Raw genomic sequence first — 18,636 nt, forward strand, 5'->3', positions numbered from 1 at the left:
CTAAACCATAATTAATTGTTCAAAATTAATCTTTTTAAAAGAATTTACTAATAATTTAGCACCTACTAAATTATTTTCTGATGAAATACCGACAGAAAAAATATTTGCTTTATTTAAGCCATCAATGCCTGCCTGTGAATCTTCAAATCCAATCGCTTCACTTGGTAATATATTAATTAAATTAGCTGCCATTAAAAAAATTTCAGGATTAGGTTTACTATTAGTCACAGAATAAGGATCAACAATAACATTAAAATAATCTTTGATATTCAATCTCTCTAAAATTAGAGTAGCATTTTTAGATGCCGAAGCTATAGCACAAGGTATTTTCTTTTTTCTAGTTTGTTTTATAAAATCTAGTACACCAGGAAAAATATCCCTTTTTGATAATTTACTAAGTAATTTAACATAATAATCATTCTTCTTAGCCATAAGAATATATTTTTCTGTAGTATTAAAAATTTTTTCTTTATCTCCATAAATTAAAATTTTTTCTAATGATTCAATTCTACTAATTCCTTTCAAGTTTTCATTAAATGAAATATCAAAATAAATATTAATTTGTTTAGCTAAATATTGCCATGCTTTAAAATGATAAAAGGTAGTATTCACTATAACACCATCAAGATCAAAAATCATTCCTTTCTTCATGCTAATAATTCCTTTTTATAAAAAATATTGGCATATTTACTTGCAGAAATATAATATCTATTATTACCTACTTGTATTTCAGTATCTTGATCACAATTAATAGATAATGTTTCATGAGTAATAAAAAATTGATAATGTATATCTACATGGTATAAATTAAATTGAAGATATTTCCAATGAATCGGTAATGAAGGGTTTATTATTAATATTGGTTGACGAATATCTACTCCACCATATGACATAATTGTCATGTTAAGAGTAGCTGCCATTACACCAGTATGAATACCTTCTGAAGTAGTTCCTCCTTGAATATCATTATAATCAGAAAATAAAGACGAACTATATAACTGCCATGATAAATCTGACATTTTAATGTTTTCAGCTAATAAAGCATGAACAATACGAGATAATGTGGAACCATGAGAAGTGCGAGAAAAATAATAAAAAAAATTTTTTTCCATATAATTATTAGGCATAGGATACTTCATATCTTTTAATAATTTTTTGACTTCATCTTGATGAAGATTATTAAATATCATAAGCAAATCTGCTTGTTTAGCTATTTTGTAATTATCTGGTGCTTTTCCTTCAGAACGTAATATTCTATCTAATCTAGAAATATTCTCGTATTTATTAATATATTTCTGCCAATCTATTTCTTTAAGTACAAAATAACCATCAAACTGTCCTATAATATTTTCATTATTAATTGAAATAGCTAAGTTTTCTCTGATAACTTTTAATTTTTCCCAAAAATCATTATTAATGCCTAATCTACTTATAATCTTATTTATATCTAATTCAAAAAAAGATAAAACTATCTTGTCAATTTGATTAAACAACCATGCTACCATCAAATTAGTATAAGCGTTATCTTTTAATCCTGCTTCTTTATTACCTAAACTATATTCATGAAATTCATCTGGTCCCATGATACCATTAATATGGTATCTATTTGTAATATCATCAAAAGTTGTTTTACTAATCCAAAACTTAGCAATCTCAAATAATAATTCTAATCCAAATTCAATCATAAAAGATTTATCACCTGTATTTAACCAATACAACCAAATATTATAAGCAATACTTAAAGAAATATGATATTGTAAATGACTATGATCTGGATTCCATTCTCCTGTAAGTGGATTTATATGCAATGTTTGAGTTTGCTCACTACCATCATATCCTGACTGCCAGGGAAACATGGCACCTTGATAACCTGCATTTTGAGCAGCTAATTTTGCAGTATTTAATCTACGATAACGATACATTAATAACTGACGAGCTGTTGTTGGATAATGCATAATATAAAATGGCAGAATAAATATCTCATCCCAAAAAATATGACCTCTGTAAGCTTCTCCATGTAATCCCCTAGCAGAAATTGAAACATCTAATTTATATTTACCATTAGTTAATGGAGAACAAGAAGACAAAAGATGATAAGTATTTAAACGCAATAATTTCTGCGTCATCATATCACCAGAAATAACAATATCACTTTCTAACCAAAGGGTTTTCCAAGCATTTATACTTTCTGCTAACTGAGTGGCGAAATTAGGCATTTGCCATGTATTAACATATTTCCAATCTTCTTTAAAAACAGTAGATATGGCAATAGCAACATTTTTTTCTAATTTATAATAAATACCTTCTACTGCAAGAAAACATATCATCTGTGTAATACAGTTACCATTTATTATTTTATTTTTTATATTTTCTTCTGAAAAAAAATCACCTATAATTTCTGTATAAATACCAATTCCTATTTTGCTTTGATTTGTTTCAGCTAATAAATAAGTTTTATTCCTATCAGCTATTAAATCTTTAATTTGATAATGATTAGAATTAAGAGAACGGTATCTTTCAACTCCATAATTAAAAGTTCCACCATCTGTTTTTGTACAAATAGTTATTTGATCGGTAAAATTTATAGGACAAAATTTATATTCAATACTATAATTAGTCATCCTAGCCATATTAACAAATTTTTTACTATCTATTTTTAAGCGCCTGCCATTTTCATCTTCAATCTGTAATTCACTAGATAAAATTCCTTTCATAAAATCCAAATGACGATAAAGAGATACAACCTTAAAATCAGTAAAATTAATAAATTTGCCATTACCAATACGTAACGAGATATATTGAGTATTAGGTGCATTAACAAAATCTTCGTTATTTATCTTATAACTATTAATAACAGAAATAGCTTGATTATACAGACCAGCCAAATAAGTTGCTGGATATGTATCATCACTAATTGTCATTTCAGGTAATGTACCTCGTAAACTTAAATATCCATTTGCTACGGTTAATAAAGATTCAGTAGTATATTCAGATATACCAGGATAATATCCACAATAATCTATACCACAACTAATTATGTCTTGTTTTTTTAAAAATGCATCTTTTAATGTTTCTTCACTATCATCAATTAAGATATCTGCCCTAATAAAAGGTATATTAAATATTTCATAAAAACATTTTTCTATGTCAATTACTTCTTTATGAGAAATTTCTATGCAAAAAGTTGAATAACAATTCAATGAATCTCCTTTTAATATTCCACCATTTATATTAGGAAAATCTACTTTAATTAATTTTATTAATTTTAATAGATCCAATTTATTAATTTTTCTATATCGTACTGAATAAGATTTATTGTTTATTTTAGTTTGATAAGCAATTAATTTCTCTGGTTTAAAAATAATATACAAATAATTCATATTTTAATTCGCTATTAAATAGATTATAAAAAAATAACTTCTTAATTAGAAATTAAAATTCCTTTTCTTTTTTGGTAACGATAAACAAATATAGTTAGAATAATTGGAATAATAATAGAAATTATTGTCGAAAAAAAATAAATTGGCCAATACATAGGTTTAATAGAAAGAAAAGCAGGTAGTCCACCAATACCAATACCATTTGAAAGTACATTAAAAAGACCACAAATAAAACCTGCACAAGAAGATCCTGCCATAGCACAAAATAAAGGAAATCGATAATAAAGATTTACGCTGTAAAGAGCAGGTTCAGTAACACCAAAATAAGCAGAAATAGCAGCTGGAATAGTTATTTCACGTTCATTTTCTTTACGACTAATAAGAATAATACCGACTACAGAAGAAGCTTGTGCTATATTAGCCAAAGCAATAATTGGCCAAATTGGTGTTCCTCCTTGAGATTGCATAATCTGTAAATCAATGGTTAATGTCGTATGGTGAAGACCACTAACAACTAATAAAGGATAAACAAAACCAAAAATAGCAGATCCAATTGGTGCAAAATTCCCAAACATGATAAATTTAATTATTACTGCTATTTCATTACCTATCATTCTACCTATTGGTCCTAGTATACCATGTGCAACAACAAGAGATATACTTAAAGTAATAATTGGAATAATAACTAATTTTAAATAATCTGGAATAAAACGACGCATAAATTTTTCAAACCATCCAAAAAACAAACCTGAAAAAATAGCAGGAATAATTTGAGCTTGATAACCTATTTTTTGGATAGCAAATAGACCAAAATCCCAAACATTTGGAGATTGATCAATTAAATTATAGGGATTCATTAGTTGCGGTGAAACTAATGTAATTCCAAGAATTATACCTAATATTGGTGTTCCACCTATTTTTTTTACAGTCGACCAGCAAATTGCAACTGGTAAAAAATGAAAAATAGCCTCACAAGGTAACCAAAGAAATTCATAAATTGGTTTTAATATAGGATAAAATTCTAATAATGATTTATTATCAATTATTGGAATTTCGCTAATAACATTTCTTAATCCTAATATTAACCCACCACAAATTAATGTAGGTAATAATGGAAAAAATATCTCAGATAAGTTACTGATTAAACATGTGATAAATTTAGAATATACTTTATTTGATATTTTATTGTTTTTATTATCATCAATTTTTAAAATATATTGTTGAATAGTTTTATAATATTTTTCTACATTTGTACCAATAATAATTTGTAACTGATCATCCTGATTAAAACAACCCTTAACTTCAGGTATTTTTTTTAAATCGTCTATCTTTACCTTTAGCTGATCATATAAAATAAAACGTAATCGTGTTAAACAATGAGTAATCTTGCTGATATTTTCTTTTCCACCAACCATAGAAATTATTTTTCTAACATTAACATGATTTATTGAAGTATCTTTTAACATAATTTTAAAATTATTATATGAATTTAATTAAATAAATAATAAAATATATAATTATTAATTATATGTTTTATAGAGATAAATCACAAAATAGATATATAAATACATTAATTATTTAAAAATATTATTAATTGGTAATTTAAATTTTATTTATTCATTTATTAATATTTAAATAAATAAAATTTAATATATACTTATTCAAAAAATTAATATACAATTAATGATATAAAAATTAATTATATATTAATAAATATTATAAATTAATAAATATTATAAATTTTTATATTCTTTAAAAGAAATAGTAAATGAAATAGTATATTAAAAATATAATATTTTTTAAAAAGTGCTAGTAATCAAATATAAATTGTAATATTTAAAAATAATTATTTAAAAATAATTTTAAAGCAAATGTGCAATAAAATAGTTCATACAAAATTAATACAAAAAACAAAATTATCTACAAAATATCATAAACATCACTATTTTAGTGTAGCCCCAATGCTGCATTTAACAGATCGTCATTGTCGATATTTTCATCGTTTATTAACTAAAAAAGCATTACTTTATACAGAAATGATAACAACCAATGCTATTATTTATGGTAAAAATAATTATTTAACGTATAATGAAGAAGAACATCCAATTGCATTACAATTAGGTGGTAATGAACCTAAAATTTTAGCTAATTGTGCAAAAATGGTACAAAAAGCTGGTTATGATGAAATAAATTTTAATATTGGCTGTCCATCAAAAAGAGCTCAAAATGGTCAATTTGGAGCTTATTTGATGCGTGAAAGCTCTCTAGTAGCTGATTGTATAAAATCAATGCAAGATGTGGTTACCATACCTATAACAATAAAAACAAGACTTGGAGTTGACAATGATGATAGTTACGAATTTTTAATTGATTTTATAGATAGGATTGTAACAAATAGTCAATGTCGTTTATTTATTATTCATGCTCGTAAAGCTTGGTTATCAGGATTAAATCCAAAGCAAAATCGAAAAATACCACCATTAAATTATTCATATGTTTATCAATTAAAAAAAGAATTTCCACAACTCACTATTATAATTAATGGAGGTATTAAAACCATTAATGAAGCTAATCAACATTTATATTATCTTGATGGTGTTATGATAGGTAGAGAAGCTTATCAAAATCCACAATTATTAATCAATGTTGATCTTAAAATTTTTAATAAAAATAATTTAATTATTAATCCAATTATCGCAGTACAAAAAATGTTTCCTTATATTGCAAGAGAATTAAAAAAGGGGACTTATTTACATCATATCACAAAACATATGTTAGGGATATTTCAATCTGTACCTGGTGCTTGTAAATGGAGACGTTATTTAAGTACCAATAGTTACAAAAAAGGAGCTGATATTTCTATAATTAAAAAAGCACTTGAGTTTATTATCAATAAAATTGATTATTTATAACCATCTCATAAATAAATAAAACACTTCTAATATAATTAGATTGTTATTAAAAATTTTATAATGATCATTAATACATTATGTACTTATATATAATAAAAATTATAATAACTTATATTTAAGTAACCACTTAATTTAATTAATAAAATCATATAAAATTTAAAAAAAACACATACAAAAAAAGAATATTAAGATAATATCTATAATATTAAATAACTAAAATTTCACTTAGTAAACATTAAATAACATATAATTATGAATTATCTATGTATCAATGTATTATATGGATAAATGGGATAAGTGATATGACAAATAATTATTATACAAAAACAGCATTCAAAGATCTTCAAATAGAAGAATTAAAAATTCCACCTCATTCCTTAGAAGCCGAACAATCTATACTAGGTGGATTAATGTTAGATAATAAATGTTGGGATACTATTTCAGAAAGAGTAAACAAAACAGATTTCTTTAGTCTACCACATCATACTATTTTTTCTGAAATGCAGTATTTACTTGATCAAAATAAACCAATTGATCTAATTACTTTATCTGAATCTCTAGAACAAAAAGGTAAATTAGATAGTGTTGGTGGATTTGCCTATTTGGCGGAATTAGTTAAAAACACTCCAAGTGCTGCTAATATAAATGCTTATGCAGATATTGTACGTGAGCGTGCTGTTATTAGAGATATGATAGCTGTAGCAAATGAAATAGCCGATGCCGGTTATAATCCTAAAGGTCGTAGCAGTGAAGAATTATTAGATATAGCTGAATCACGTGTTTTTCAAATTGCTGAAATTAGATCTAATAAAAATTATGGGCCAAAAGGAATTGAAGAAATTTTATCAGAAACAGTAGAAAAAATAGAAAAATTATACCAAAACCCTAATAATGGTATAACAGGTATATCTACAGGGTATCAAGATTTAGATAAAAAAACAGCTGGACTACAAAATTCTGATCTTATCATTATAGCAGCTAGACCTTCAATGGGTAAAACTACTTTTGCAATGAATTTATGTGAACACGCAGCAATGACAGAAGAAAAACCAGTATTAATTTTTAGTTTAGAAATGCCAGCTAATCAAATTATGATGCGTATGTTAGCTTCACTATCAAGGGTTAATCAAACACGTATTCGTACTGGTCAGCTTAATGATGAAGATTGGGCTCGTATCTCTAGTACAATGGGTCTGTTAATGAAAAAACATAATATTTATATTGACGACTCTGCTAGATTAACACCAACAGACATTCGTTCACGTGCTAGACGCATGTATCGTGAACATGAAGGTTTAAGTTTAATTATGATTGATTATCTTCAATTAATGCATGTCCCTTATATGTCTGATAATCGTACCCTTGAAATTGCAGAAATATCTCGTTCACTAAAATCATTAGCAAAAGAATTACAAATACCAGTTATCGCATTATCACAACTTAACCGTAGTCTAGAACAACGAGTAGATAAAAAACCAGTAAATTCAGATTTAAGAGAATCAGGTTCTATTGAACAAGATGCTGACTTAATTATGTTTATTTATCGAGATGAAATTTATCACGATAATTCAGATCTTAAAGGAATTGCAGAAATTATAATTGGCAAACAACGTAATGGCCCAACTGGGACAGTACGTCTAACTTTTAATGGACAATGGTCGCGTTTCGATAATTATGCTGGAATAAACTATAATAACAAATGATTTATATAAATTAATTCAAACTGAGAATACAATGAAATCGCCAGTTGCAGTTATTCATAGTAATGCTATACGCTACAATTTACTACAGATACGGAAAATTGTAGTTCATAGTCGTATAATGGCTATAATAAAAGCTAATGCCTATGGACATGGTTTATTAGAAATAGCTAAAATTCTTAAAGATTTAGCTGATGGTTTTGGAGTTGCTCGTATTAGTGAAGCAATAATGTTACGTAATAACGATATAACTAATCCAATCTTATTATTAGCTGGTTTTGTTAATATTAATGAATTACCTATTATCATTAAAAATGAAATTGACGTTGTTATACAAGACATTAAACAAATTGAAATTTTAGAAAAAATTAAATTGCAAAAGTTAATAAAAGTTTGGATGAAAATTGATACTGGTATGCATCGTTTAGGTTTTAGACCTGAGGAAGCAGAAATATTATATAAAAGATTAATAGAATGCAAAAATATTCAAAAACCTATTAATATTATTAGTCACTTTAGTATGAATGATAAACCAGGACTACACGATATTGCATTTCAACAATTAAATTGCTTTAACAATTTTATAAAAAATAAATTAGGTGAAAAATCAATTGCTTCATCTATAGGTATTTTATTATGGCAAATATCACATTTAGATTGGGTAAGACCTGGCATAATGATTTATGGTGCTTCACCACAAGAAGGAAAACAAGGGAAAGACTTTGGTCTACTACCAGCAATGACACTTAAATCTTATTTAATTGCTATTCGTAAACATAAAGCTGGAGAACCTATCGGTTATGGTGGTATTTGGATTAGTGATCATGATACAACCATTGGTATAGTAGCAATTGGTTATGGAGATGGTTATCCAAGTAATGCTCCATCTGGAACACCAATTTTAATAAATGGGCGCAAAGTTCCTATTGTTGGTAAGGTATCTATGGATATGACTTCAGTCAATTTAGGAATTAATAGTCATGATAAAGTTGGAGATGAAGCTATTATATGGGGAGACTTATTACCAGTTGAAGAAATTGCTAAACATACCGGGATAAGTCATTACGAATTATTAACAAAATTAACATCAAGAGTCCTGATAAAATATCAGGAATAGTAAACTTTATTAAAGTTATTTAAAGTACAACTATTGAATAATAATATTAAACATTTAATATTTTACTATATTTTTAATATTATCATTAATTGATTAACACTATAAACTAATAATTACTCTTTATTTTTCAGTTATACATAACCTTTTATAATTTTATTATAAATAATACACAGTTATTATACATTATTACTTATAAAATACAATTTATTATGTAAAATTTGATAAATTATTAATTAATTATATTACTAATTTAATTATTAAATAAATAATAAAACAAAAATATTTAACACGCTCTACAGGATTTGAACCTGTGACCTACGGCTTAGAAGGCCGTTGCTCTATCCAAACTGAGCTAAGAGCGCTTAAAAAAATTACTTAAAATATCTATCAAAATAGTTTTATTTAAATTATAAAAGAATTAAAAATTAAAACAATCTTTTTTTATATAGTGAAATACACTTCATATATTTTATCTGCTATACAAAACATAGTTTTATTTCTTTAAAAAAGAAATATTCAATAATCTTAATGGATTAAATAATAATGTCAGCAAAAATTATTGATGGAAAAATGATTTCTGAAATAATAAAACAAGAGATCATCAAAAAAGTTACATTAAGGCTTTCATTAGGTAAGAGAGCTCCAGGAATTGCAGTGATTTTAATCGGTAATCATCCAGCTTCAAAAATTTACGTAAATAGTAAAAGAAAAGCCTGTAAAGATGTTGGTTTTATTTCTTATTCCTATGATTTAACAGAAACTATTTTTGAATCTAAACTTTTAAAATTAATAGATAAACTTAATAAAGATAAAACTATTGATGGAATACTTATTCAATTACCATTACCTAAAAATATTAATTATATTAAGATACTAGAGCATATAGATCCAAATAAGGATGTTGATGGATTTCATCCCTATAATATAGGGCGTCTCTGTCAATGTGCTCCGAGATTACGTCCTTGTACCCCACTAGGTATTATTACATTACTTGAACGATATAAAATAAACTTGTTGGGTCTAAATGCTGTTATGATAGGAGATTCAAATATCGTAGGTCGTCCTATGGGGCTAGAATTATTACTTGCTGGTTGCATAACTACTATAGCTAATAAATTTAGCAAAAATTTACCAAAAATAATAAAACAGGCAGATTTACTTATTGTAGCTATTGGTAAACCAAATTTTATTCCTGGTAATTGGATAAAACCAGGTGCTATTGTTATAGATGTCGGGATAAATAGACTTAAAAATGGAAAATTAACAGGTGATATTTGTTATCTAGAAGCACAACAAAGAGCTAGTTGGATTACTCCTGTACCAGGTGGTATAGGCCCAATGACTGTAATAACACTAATGCAAAATACATTACAAGCTTGTGAGGAATATAATGACAGTTAAAATATCAAAATAAATCTTTGATATAAATTAAATTAAAAATTTAATACATTAAAAATGTAAAAACTACAATGGTTACTGTAAAGGTTACTGTAAAGTTTTAATATATTAATTATTATAAAATATATAAAATTAATAATTAATTATTTTTACTAAGGTAATGAACCTTTATAAATATTTTAATATACCATTTGAAATATCTTAGATTTCAGAATCTATGATATATATTTCTCATAAATTAAACTTAATATGTTTAATTTAGTATTTATATTACTAAATCACTTGTAAAAAATTAAAAATTAATTTTTTAGTGGTATTTTAAAAATAAATTAATATAGCCATCGTAATTATACTTATTATAAATAATAAGTAAAAATAATATTATTGACTTAAATTTTAATAAAGTAATATTTTTAAATTAAGTAGAATGAAAAAATACCCTTACTAAATATGAGTAAGTTAGTAACTTATAGTAACTAAAACTATAAATTTTGCTATATATCACTATGAATAATAGTGTATATTAATATTATCTAAAAGTTAATATATTGAATAATTTATTTAGCGCTTTAGAAAGTTAATTATCTTAAATTTATCGTTTGTAATAAATTTACATTTAAAATACAATAGTTAAACAACAATAAAATATGAATTTTTATAAAATTTTATTAAAAAATAAAATTTTTCTAAATTATCAAAAAGTACATAAAATTAATAAAATAAATCAAATAAAATAATTTTTATAATTATTTAATATATTCTAATTATATATTTAAATATATTTTTATTAAACTTTAAATGAGGGAATTTTGATGACTACATTTATTTCTAAAGCAATTGCTTCATCTGATAGTCAAGTACATGGAAATACATATTATTTGATTATCATGCTCGTTATTTTTGGATTAATTTTTTATTTTATGATTTTAAGACCACAACAAAACCGTGCTAAAGAGCATAAAAAGTTAATTAATTCTATTTCTAAAGGTGATGAAATACTGACAAATGGTGGTTTGATTGGTCGTGTCACTAAAATATCTGAAACAGATTATATTATTATTGCATTAAATGATACACTTGAAGTAAGCATAAAACGCAATTTTATTGCTGCTGTATTACCAAGAGGTACAATAAAATCTATTTAATTTTTGTTTTTTTTAGAAAGAGAATTTCTAGTGCTAAATCACTATCCTATATGGAAATATTTAATACTTATTTTTGTACTATTGATTAGTATAATATATACAATTCCAAATTTTTATGGAGAATATCCAGCTATCCAAATTACTGGATTAAAAGAAAATATTATCAATAAAAAAACTTTGAATTTAGTCGCTTCTTTTTTAAAGAAAGAAAAAATAATAAGTAAAGAAATTATATTAAAAAATGGTAAGATTTTTATTTGCTTCAATAATTCAGATACACAAATGCACGCATATGACGTTTTAACTGTAGGTTTAGGCAATAAATATATTGTAACATTAAATTTAATACCTGCTACCCCTAATTGGTTGCGTAAATTAAATAGTAAACCAATAAAATTAGGATTAGATTTACGTGGTGGTGTTCATTTTTTAATGGAAATAGATATGGATAAAATATTATCCAAAATACAAGAAAAAACTATAAATAGGTTAGTTAATGATTTACAAAAAAAAAGCATTAAATATTCTAATATATGTAAATTAGATAATTATAGTATTAGAATTATTTTTCTAAATAAAAATAGTTTTTTAAAAGCTAAATCTCATATAACAAAGCATTATGACGAATTAAATATTACCAATGATAGTAATAATATACTAAAAATAAGTATTACAGATAAAAAAATACGTGAGGTAAAGAATAATGTAATATCACAAAATATTAATATTATTCGTAATAGAATTAATCAATTAGGTATATTAGAAGCTTTGATTCATTATCAAGGATCTGATCGTATCGCAGTTGAAATGCCAGGAATTCAAGATATTGCACGAGCAAAAAATATTTTAGGAGCAACTGCAACACTAGAATTTCGTCTAATTAATAATAATATAGATCAATTTGCTATTATTAATAATAATATTCCTAATGATTCTGAAATAAAATATACTAAATATGGAGATCCTGTTGTTTTATATAAAAATGTTGTTTTAACAGGTGATCATATCACTGATGCGAAATTTAATTTCGACGAAATTGGTAACCCACAGGTTACCATTGATCTAGATAGTATTGGTGGATCTATTATGTACAAATTTACCCACGATAATCAAGATAAATGGATGGCAACTTTATTTGTTGAATATGAAGATATTGGTCATAAATATGATAATGGTCGAATTATTTTAACAAAAAGTGAAAAAATTATTAATATAGCTAAAATTTCTGGAGTTTTTGGTAATAAATTTCGTATAACTGGTATTAATGATCTACCAGAAGTTCGTCAATTATCTTTACTACTACGTGCTGGTACATTACTTGCACCACTTAAAATTGTTGAAGAACGTATCATTGGGCCAACATTAGGTTTAAAAAATATAAAAAAAGGAATACAAGCATCTTTAGCAGGTTTATTTACTTCTATTATATTTATGGTGCTTTACTATCGCAAATTCGGCTTCATCGCTAGTTCTGCATTATTAGCGAATTTAATTTTAGTCATTGGAATAATGTCTTTATTACCAGGAATGACTCTTACTATGCCTGGGATTGCAGGTATTATTTTAACACTTGCTATTGCTGTTGACGCTAATGTATTGATTAATGAACGTATTAAAGAAGAATTAAAAAATGGTCGTTCTATACAACAAGCGATACATAGAGGTTATAAAGGAGCATTGTCAAGTATATTAGATGCAAATTTAACTACTGTAATTACAATAACTATTTTGTATATAGTAGGAACTGGTGTAATTAAAAGTTTTGCCATTAGTACAGCAATTGGTATTATAACCTCTATGTTTAGTTCTATTATTGGAACACGTGCTATAGTAAATTTACTATATGGTGGGAAAAATATCAAAAAATTATCTATTTAAAGTTATCTATTAAAGGAAATTAATTTTAAGTGCAAAAATATAATATAGAACAATTGAATCATGGTCGTAAAGTAATTGATTTTATGTACTGGGACTATTTAGCTTTTTATATTTCAATTATATTATCTATTATTTCTATTACAATAATATTAACACAAGGATTTAACTGGGGGTTAGATTTTACAGGAGGGAATATTATTGAAATTACTCTAAGTAAACCTATAGAACTTGATAAAATTAGAAATTATTTAAATCAAAATGGATATAAAGATCCATTAATTCAAAATTTTGGAAATAGTAGAAATATTGTTATTAGATTAAGATTTTCTAAAGAAAATATAAATAAAGACATTAGTGAAAATATTATCACAATTATTAAAAAAAAAATTGATAATCAAGCGACACTGCAACGTATTGAATTTATTGGTCCTAATATTAGTAATGAATTAACACAAACAGGAATAATAGCAATCTTATCTTCTTTAATATCCGTTTTAATTTACGTTAGCATTCGTTTTGAGTGGAGGTTAGCTATTGGAGCAGTTATATCATTAATTCATGATTTAATTATTACATTAGGTGCTATATCTCTTTTTAAAATTGAAGTAGATATGACTATCCTTGCTTCATTAATGTCAGTTATAGGTTATTCTTTAAATGATAGCATTGTTGTATCAGATCGGATTCGAGAAAATTTCCTAACTATCCAGATAGGAACTACTTATGAAATCTTAAATGTTTCATTAACTCAAACATTAAGCAGAACACTCATTACATCAGGAACTTCATTATTAGTTATATTAATGTTATATTTTTTAGGTGGATTAGTTATGAAAGGGTTTTCATTAGTAATGATAATCGGTATTACCATTGGAACTTTTTCTTCAATTTATATATCTTCTACTTTAGCATTAAAGATGGGGATAAAACGAAAACATCTACTTTAAAAAAGTAACAATAAATATTGTTCTAATAATAGAATTTAATATTCTAACAATTAACTTCATTTAGCAATTGAAGTAATGTTAATAATAGGAATTTATTTAAAAACGTAATTTAAATTTTATCATCAAAATAGTTTAACTGATTACAAATACCATAAATAAATAATTTTTAATTATAATATTAAGATATGTAAAAAATTAAAAAAAGTCATCAAGTAATTATAATACAAACAATTATATATCAATACATCTATACATTTTATAACAAAAATGTTAAAAAATAGAAGTTTACTATATTAAAAATAATTTGTTTTGCAATTATGTTTATAAAACAAATTAGCTAAAACTAATTATAATTTTTACTTTAATAAAATATTACACTATTTCAATAACAATATTGTTAAATATAGGACTATTAAAAATAATGGTTGTAAATGATCAAAAATTCATGAACCATGCCTTATTTTTAGCAAAAAAAGGACGCTTTACAACATCACCTAATCCTAATGTAGGTTGTGTAATTGTATCTAATGGTATAATTGTAGGTGATGGTTTTCACAGTAAATCTGGAGCACCACATGCTGAAATTTATGCTTTGCAAAAAGCTGGCAAAAAAGCTAATGGAGGTACAGCTTATATAACGTTAGAACCATGTAGTCATTATGGAAAAACACCTCCTTGTGTAAATGCTCTAATAAATGCTGGCATTCGGCGTGTTGTTGTAGCGCTAAAAGATCCAAATCCTAATGTTTCTGGTCGTGGTTTAGTTCAATTACAAAAAGCTGGTATAGAAGTAGTATATGGGTTACTTATGGACAAAGCTGAACAGTTAAATTTAGGATTTTTAAAAAGGATGCGAACCGGATTTCCTTATGTTCAACTGAAATTAGCTACATCACTTGATGGCAAAACAGCTTTAGCATCAGGAGAAAGCAAATGGATTACTTCTCTTAATTCCAGAAAAGACGTTCAAAAACTTAGAGCTCAAGCAAGTGCTATTTTAACTACTAGTGTCACTGTTTTAGCTGATAATCCTATTTTAAATGTTCGTTGGACAGATTTCCCTAATAAACTGAAAAATATTTATCCAAAAAATAAAATTAGACAACCAATAAGAATTATTTTAGATAGCAAAAACCAAGTTAACCCTGAACATCTTATAACGCAAACAAACAGTCCATGTTGGCTTATCCGTCCTAATCCTATATTACAACATTGGTCTAATAATGTTGAACAAATAGTTATTCCAAAATATAAAAAAAGAATTAATTTAATTATTCTTATGATACAACTAGCTAAACGTGATATTAATTCAATTTTAGTAGAAAGTGGACCAACTCTTGCTAGTGCTTTATTAAAATTAGATTTAATAGATGAATTAATTATTTATATTTCCCCAAAAATTTTAGGAGAAAAAGCAAGAGAATTAATTAACATTCCAGAATTAAAAAAATTAAAAGATGCCCCTAAATTTAAATTTATTAATATTAAACTTCTTGGCCCTGATTTACGTGTTAAACTACGCCCATTGAGAAAATAATATATTTTATGTATTTTATAAACAATTATAATATAATACTCCAAATAACATAATCAAATTATTAAAATGATTGTAATATAAGTATATATATAATGAATATTATTGTTGATATTTAAGGAAAAACTATGAAAGTAATAAAATGTAAGCTAGTAGCATCCAAAGCTCGTGTAGCAATTATTGTTGCACGATTTAATAATTTTATAAACAATAGTCTTCTAGAAGGTGCTATTGATACTTTAGAACGTATTGGGCAAGTTACATCAGAAAATATTACTGTAGTTTGGATTCCTGGAGCTTATGAATTACCTTTATCAACTAAAATATTAGTAGAAACAAAAAAATATGATGCAATTATTGCACTTGCTAGTATAATACGTGGTGCTACGCAACATTTTAAATATATTGCAACTCAATGTAGTACTAGCATTACTGATATTTCTATAAAACATAATATTCCTGTTGCTTTTGGTGTATTAATGATAGATAATATAGAACAAGCTATTGAACGAGCAGGGACGAAGTTAGGCAATAAAGGTGTTGATGCTGCTTTAGCTGCATTAGAAATGATTAATGTTATTCAGGAGATAAAAACCTGACGTCTAAGGAGAATTTTGTGAAACCTACTGCTCGTCATCGTGCAAGAAAATGTGCTATTCAAGCTATTTATTCATGGCAATTATCAGGCAATAATATTACTAATGTAGAAATAGATTTTTTATTTGAACACGATATGTCAAATGTTGATGTAGTTTACTTTAGTGAATTATTAAAAGGGGTTTCAAACCATATATTAGACTTAGATAAAAAAATGGCTCCTTATCTTTCACGTCAAATTTGTGAACTAGATCAAATAGAAAAAGCAGTTTTACGTTTAGCAATGTTTGAACTATGCTATCGAGATGATATACCATATAAAGTTACAATTAATGAAGCTATCGAATTAGCAAAAATTTTTGGAGCCCAAGAAAGTTATAAGTTTATTAATGGTGCACTTGATAAGGTTGTTTCTACTGTATGCAATGCAAAGAATTAAATTAAAATATTAAATATTGTAATTTTACAATAAAATGATTATTTCAATATTTTAATCAGTTTGAAACTCAAAAACAAAATTATGATTTGTAGTGAATTTGATATCATCAATACTTATTTTAATTATAAACAGCAAAATAGAAATGATGTTAATATTGGTATCGGTGATGATTGTGCTTTAATAAATATTTCAGAAAAACAACAATTAGCAATCACTACAGATACACTAATTGCTGGAATTCATTTTTTTGATACTATTTCACCAGAAGATTTAGCTTACAAGTCTTTAGCTGTTAGTTTAAGTGATTTAGCTGCTATGGGTGCAGAGCCAACATGGATTTCTCTAGCATTAACATTACCAAATATTAATGAAGAATGGCTAGAAAGATTTAGTTTTATCTTATTTAAGCAACTAAATTGCTATGGAATACAACTTATTGGTGGGGATACAACAAAAGGTCCAATGAGTTTAACGTACACAGCTCATGGCTTAATTCCTATAGGAGAATCACTGACAAGAAATGGTGCCTGTAAAGGTGATTTGATTTATGTTACTGGAACATTAGGAGATAGTGCTGCAGGGCTTGCTATTTTAAAATCACATTTAACTGTTAATAATCCAAATGATCGTCATTGGTTAATTCAACGTCATTTAAGACCAGAACCAAAAATTGCACAAGGTAAAATGTTACGTAATATTGCTTCTTCAGCAATAGATATTTCTGATGGTTTAGTTTCTGATCTTAGTCATATTTTAAAGATTAGTGGTCATGGTGCTATAATTAAATTAAATTGGTTGCCTATATCTAGTGTATTATCTAGACAAGTTAGTTTAAAACAAGCATTAATTTCAGCTTTAAACGGTGGGGAGGATTATGAATTATGCTTTACTGTACCAAATATAAATCTTAGTATATTAGAATCCGTTATTATAAATAATAAAGAAAAATTTTACTGTATAGGTCAAATTACAAAAAAATCAGATGGAATTCGTTATTTTTATAACGACAAAGAAATATCATTTAATTTAGTAAAATTTGATCATTTTAATAATAATATTAATAATATTTATAATGACTAATTACAAATTTACATTAAAATTATCAAATCCTTATCATTTATTAGCTACTGGATTTGGTAGTGGATTATCACCTGTCATTCCTGGAACAATAGGATCACTAGCTGCTATTCCATGTTGGCTATTTATGCATAAAATATTTTCTGTTTTGGCATGTTGGTTTATTATATTATTTGGTTTTATAATTGGTATTATTGTTTGTCAACGGACATCAAATGATATAAAAATTTATGATCATAAAAGTATTGTTTGGGATGAATTTATTGGTATGTGGATAACATTAATGTATATACCTTTAAGCAACTGGAAATGGTTATTAATATCTTTTTTACTTTTCCGTTTTTTTGATATTTTAAAACCTTGGCCAATCATATGGTTTGATAGAAAAATTCATAAAGGAATTGGTATAATGTTAGACGATATAATCGCCTCTATTTTTGCAATTATTATTATGGAAATGTTTAAATATTGGTTTTTTTATTAAAAATCTTATTTACTTATCGAATAAATCA

At 25.6% G+C, this 18,636-nt stretch carries 15 protein-coding genes and 1 tRNA gene; 12 read left to right on the forward strand and 4 right to left on the reverse strand.

Features of this window, described 5'->3' with window-relative positions; all coding sequences use genetic code 11:
- Genes pgmB through treB form a run of 3 tightly spaced genes read right to left on the reverse strand, consistent with a single transcriptional unit; the run spans nt 1 to nt 4,846 of the window.
- Nucleotides 1–651, reverse strand: a complete 651-nt coding sequence (gene pgmB / locus AUT07_RS01135) for a beta-phosphoglucomutase (protein ID WP_066283082.1) — start codon at nt 649–651, stop codon at nt 1–3.
- Nucleotides 648–3,380, reverse strand: coding sequence for a glycoside hydrolase family 65 protein (locus AUT07_RS01140; protein ID WP_066283084.1), 2,733 nt, complete (start codon nt 3,378–3,380; stop codon nt 648–650). Before AUT07_RS01140 ends, pgmB begins: the two co-directional genes overlap by 4 nt.
- A gap of 41 nt (nt 3,381–3,421) precedes the next feature.
- Nucleotides 3,422–4,846 (reverse strand): PTS trehalose transporter subunit IIBC, encoded by a 1,425-nt coding sequence (treB, locus tag AUT07_RS01145; RefSeq protein ID WP_066283086.1) that lies wholly within the window; start codon nt 4,844–4,846, stop codon nt 3,422–3,424.
- 405 nt (nt 4,847–5,251) lie between these two features.
- Here treB and dusA point away from each other — a divergent pair, with 405 nt between their 5' ends.
- From dusA to alr, 3 genes are all read left to right on the forward strand, one after another.
- Nucleotides 5,252–6,292, forward strand: a complete 1,041-nt coding sequence (gene dusA / locus AUT07_RS01150) for a tRNA dihydrouridine(20/20a) synthase DusA (RefSeq protein WP_066283088.1) — start codon at nt 5,252–5,254, stop codon at nt 6,290–6,292.
- Between the two features lie 302 nt (nt 6,293–6,594).
- Entirely contained in the window at nt 6,595–7,995 is a 1,401-nt protein-coding gene (gene dnaB / locus AUT07_RS01155; RefSeq protein ID WP_066284145.1) for a replicative DNA helicase, read from the forward strand.
- Nucleotides 7,996–8,026: 31 nt separating this feature from the next.
- Nucleotides 8,027–9,109: an alanine racemase gene (gene alr, locus AUT07_RS01160; RefSeq protein WP_066283090.1), complete on the forward strand. Its 1,083-nt coding sequence runs from the start codon at nt 8,027–8,029 to the stop codon at nt 9,107–9,109.
- Between the two features lie 287 nt (nt 9,110–9,396).
- Here the strand turns inward: alr and AUT07_RS01165 are convergent.
- A tRNA-Arg gene (locus AUT07_RS01165) sits at nt 9,397–9,471 on the reverse strand.
- A gap of 181 nt (nt 9,472–9,652) precedes the next feature.
- Between AUT07_RS01165 and folD the strand changes: the two genes are divergently transcribed.
- The 9 genes from folD (at nt 9,653) to AUT07_RS01210 (ending at nt 18,608) form a co-directional block, all read left to right on the forward strand.
- On the forward strand, nt 9,653–10,510 hold the full coding sequence (folD, locus tag AUT07_RS01170; RefSeq protein ID WP_066283093.1) for a bifunctional methylenetetrahydrofolate dehydrogenase/methenyltetrahydrofolate cyclohydrolase FolD: 858 nt from the start codon (nt 9,653–9,655) through the stop codon (nt 10,508–10,510).
- A gap of 809 nt (nt 10,511–11,319) precedes the next feature.
- Nucleotides 11,320–11,652 carry a preprotein translocase subunit YajC gene (gene yajC / locus AUT07_RS01175; protein ID WP_066283095.1) on the forward strand — a complete coding sequence of 111 codons (333 nt, stop codon included), beginning with the start codon at nt 11,320–11,322 and terminating at the stop codon, nt 11,650–11,652.
- Between the two features lie 30 nt (nt 11,653–11,682).
- Nucleotides 11,683–13,530 carry a protein translocase subunit SecD gene (gene secD, locus AUT07_RS01180; RefSeq protein WP_066283097.1) on the forward strand — a complete coding sequence of 616 codons (1,848 nt, stop codon included), beginning with the start codon at nt 11,683–11,685 and terminating at the stop codon, nt 13,528–13,530.
- Between the two features lie 83 nt (nt 13,531–13,613).
- Nucleotides 13,614–14,477, forward strand: coding sequence for a protein translocase subunit SecF (gene secF, locus AUT07_RS01185; RefSeq protein ID WP_066284147.1), 864 nt, complete (start codon nt 13,614–13,616; stop codon nt 14,475–14,477).
- Nucleotides 14,478–14,898: 421 nt separating this feature from the next.
- Nucleotides 14,899–16,014, forward strand: a complete 1,116-nt coding sequence (gene ribD / locus AUT07_RS01190) for a bifunctional diaminohydroxyphosphoribosylaminopyrimidine deaminase/5-amino-6-(5-phosphoribosylamino)uracil reductase RibD (RefSeq protein WP_066283098.1) — start codon at nt 14,899–14,901, stop codon at nt 16,012–16,014.
- A gap of 125 nt (nt 16,015–16,139) precedes the next feature.
- Nucleotides 16,140–16,610, forward strand: a complete 471-nt coding sequence (ribH, locus tag AUT07_RS01195; protein ID WP_066283099.1) for a 6,7-dimethyl-8-ribityllumazine synthase — start codon at nt 16,140–16,142, stop codon at nt 16,608–16,610.
- Between the two features lie 17 nt (nt 16,611–16,627).
- Nucleotides 16,628–17,047: a transcription antitermination factor NusB gene (nusB, locus tag AUT07_RS01200; RefSeq protein ID WP_066283102.1), complete on the forward strand. Its 420-nt coding sequence runs from the start codon at nt 16,628–16,630 to the stop codon at nt 17,045–17,047.
- Nucleotides 17,048–17,128: 81 nt separating this feature from the next.
- Nucleotides 17,129–18,127 (forward strand): thiamine-phosphate kinase, encoded by a 999-nt coding sequence (thiL, locus tag AUT07_RS01205; protein ID WP_066283103.1) that lies wholly within the window; start codon nt 17,129–17,131, stop codon nt 18,125–18,127.
- Complete coding sequence (locus AUT07_RS01210) at nt 18,120–18,608, forward strand: phosphatidylglycerophosphatase A (RefSeq protein WP_066284149.1); 489 nt, start codon at nt 18,120–18,122, stop codon at nt 18,606–18,608. The genes thiL and AUT07_RS01210 overlap by 8 nt, the downstream gene beginning before the upstream one ends.
- Nucleotides 18,609–18,636: the final 28 nt, after the last annotated feature.

Source organism: Candidatus Arsenophonus lipoptenae (genome assembly GCF_001534665.1).
Classification (GTDB): Bacteria; Pseudomonadota; Gammaproteobacteria; order Enterobacterales; family Enterobacteriaceae; genus Arsenophonus; species Arsenophonus lipoptenae.

What these genes read in the sequence shown, in the direction of transcription:
- pgmB (WP_066283082.1), bottom strand. Translation starts at nt 651, where the DNA reads ATGAAGAAAGGAATGATTTTTGATCTTGATGGTGTTATAGTGAATACT.
- AUT07_RS01140 (WP_066283084.1), bottom strand. Translation starts at nt 3,380, where the DNA reads ATGAATTATTTGTATATTATTTTTAAACCAGAGAAATTAATTGCTTAT.
- treB (WP_066283086.1), bottom strand. Translation starts at nt 4,846, where the DNA reads ATGTTAAAAGATACTTCAATAAATCATGTTAATGTTAGAAAAATAATT.
- dusA (WP_066283088.1), top strand. Translation starts at nt 5,252, where the DNA reads ATGTGCAATAAAATAGTTCATACAAAATTAATACAAAAAACAAAATTA.
- dnaB (WP_066284145.1), top strand. Translation starts at nt 6,595, where the DNA reads ATGACAAATAATTATTATACAAAAACAGCATTCAAAGATCTTCAAATA.
- alr (WP_066283090.1), top strand. Translation starts at nt 8,027, where the DNA reads ATGAAATCGCCAGTTGCAGTTATTCATAGTAATGCTATACGCTACAAT.
- folD (WP_066283093.1), top strand. Translation starts at nt 9,653, where the DNA reads ATGTCAGCAAAAATTATTGATGGAAAAATGATTTCTGAAATAATAAAA.
- yajC (WP_066283095.1), top strand. Translation starts at nt 11,320, where the DNA reads ATGACTACATTTATTTCTAAAGCAATTGCTTCATCTGATAGTCAAGTA.
- secF (WP_066284147.1), top strand. Translation starts at nt 13,614, where the DNA reads ATGTACTGGGACTATTTAGCTTTTTATATTTCAATTATATTATCTATT.
- ribD (WP_066283098.1), top strand. Translation starts at nt 14,899, where the DNA reads ATGGTTGTAAATGATCAAAAATTCATGAACCATGCCTTATTTTTAGCA.
- ribH (WP_066283099.1), top strand. Translation starts at nt 16,140, where the DNA reads ATGAAAGTAATAAAATGTAAGCTAGTAGCATCCAAAGCTCGTGTAGCA.
- thiL (WP_066283103.1), top strand. Translation starts at nt 17,129, where the DNA reads ATGATTTGTAGTGAATTTGATATCATCAATACTTATTTTAATTATAAA.
- AUT07_RS01210 (WP_066284149.1), top strand. Translation starts at nt 18,120, where the DNA reads ATGACTAATTACAAATTTACATTAAAATTATCAAATCCTTATCATTTA.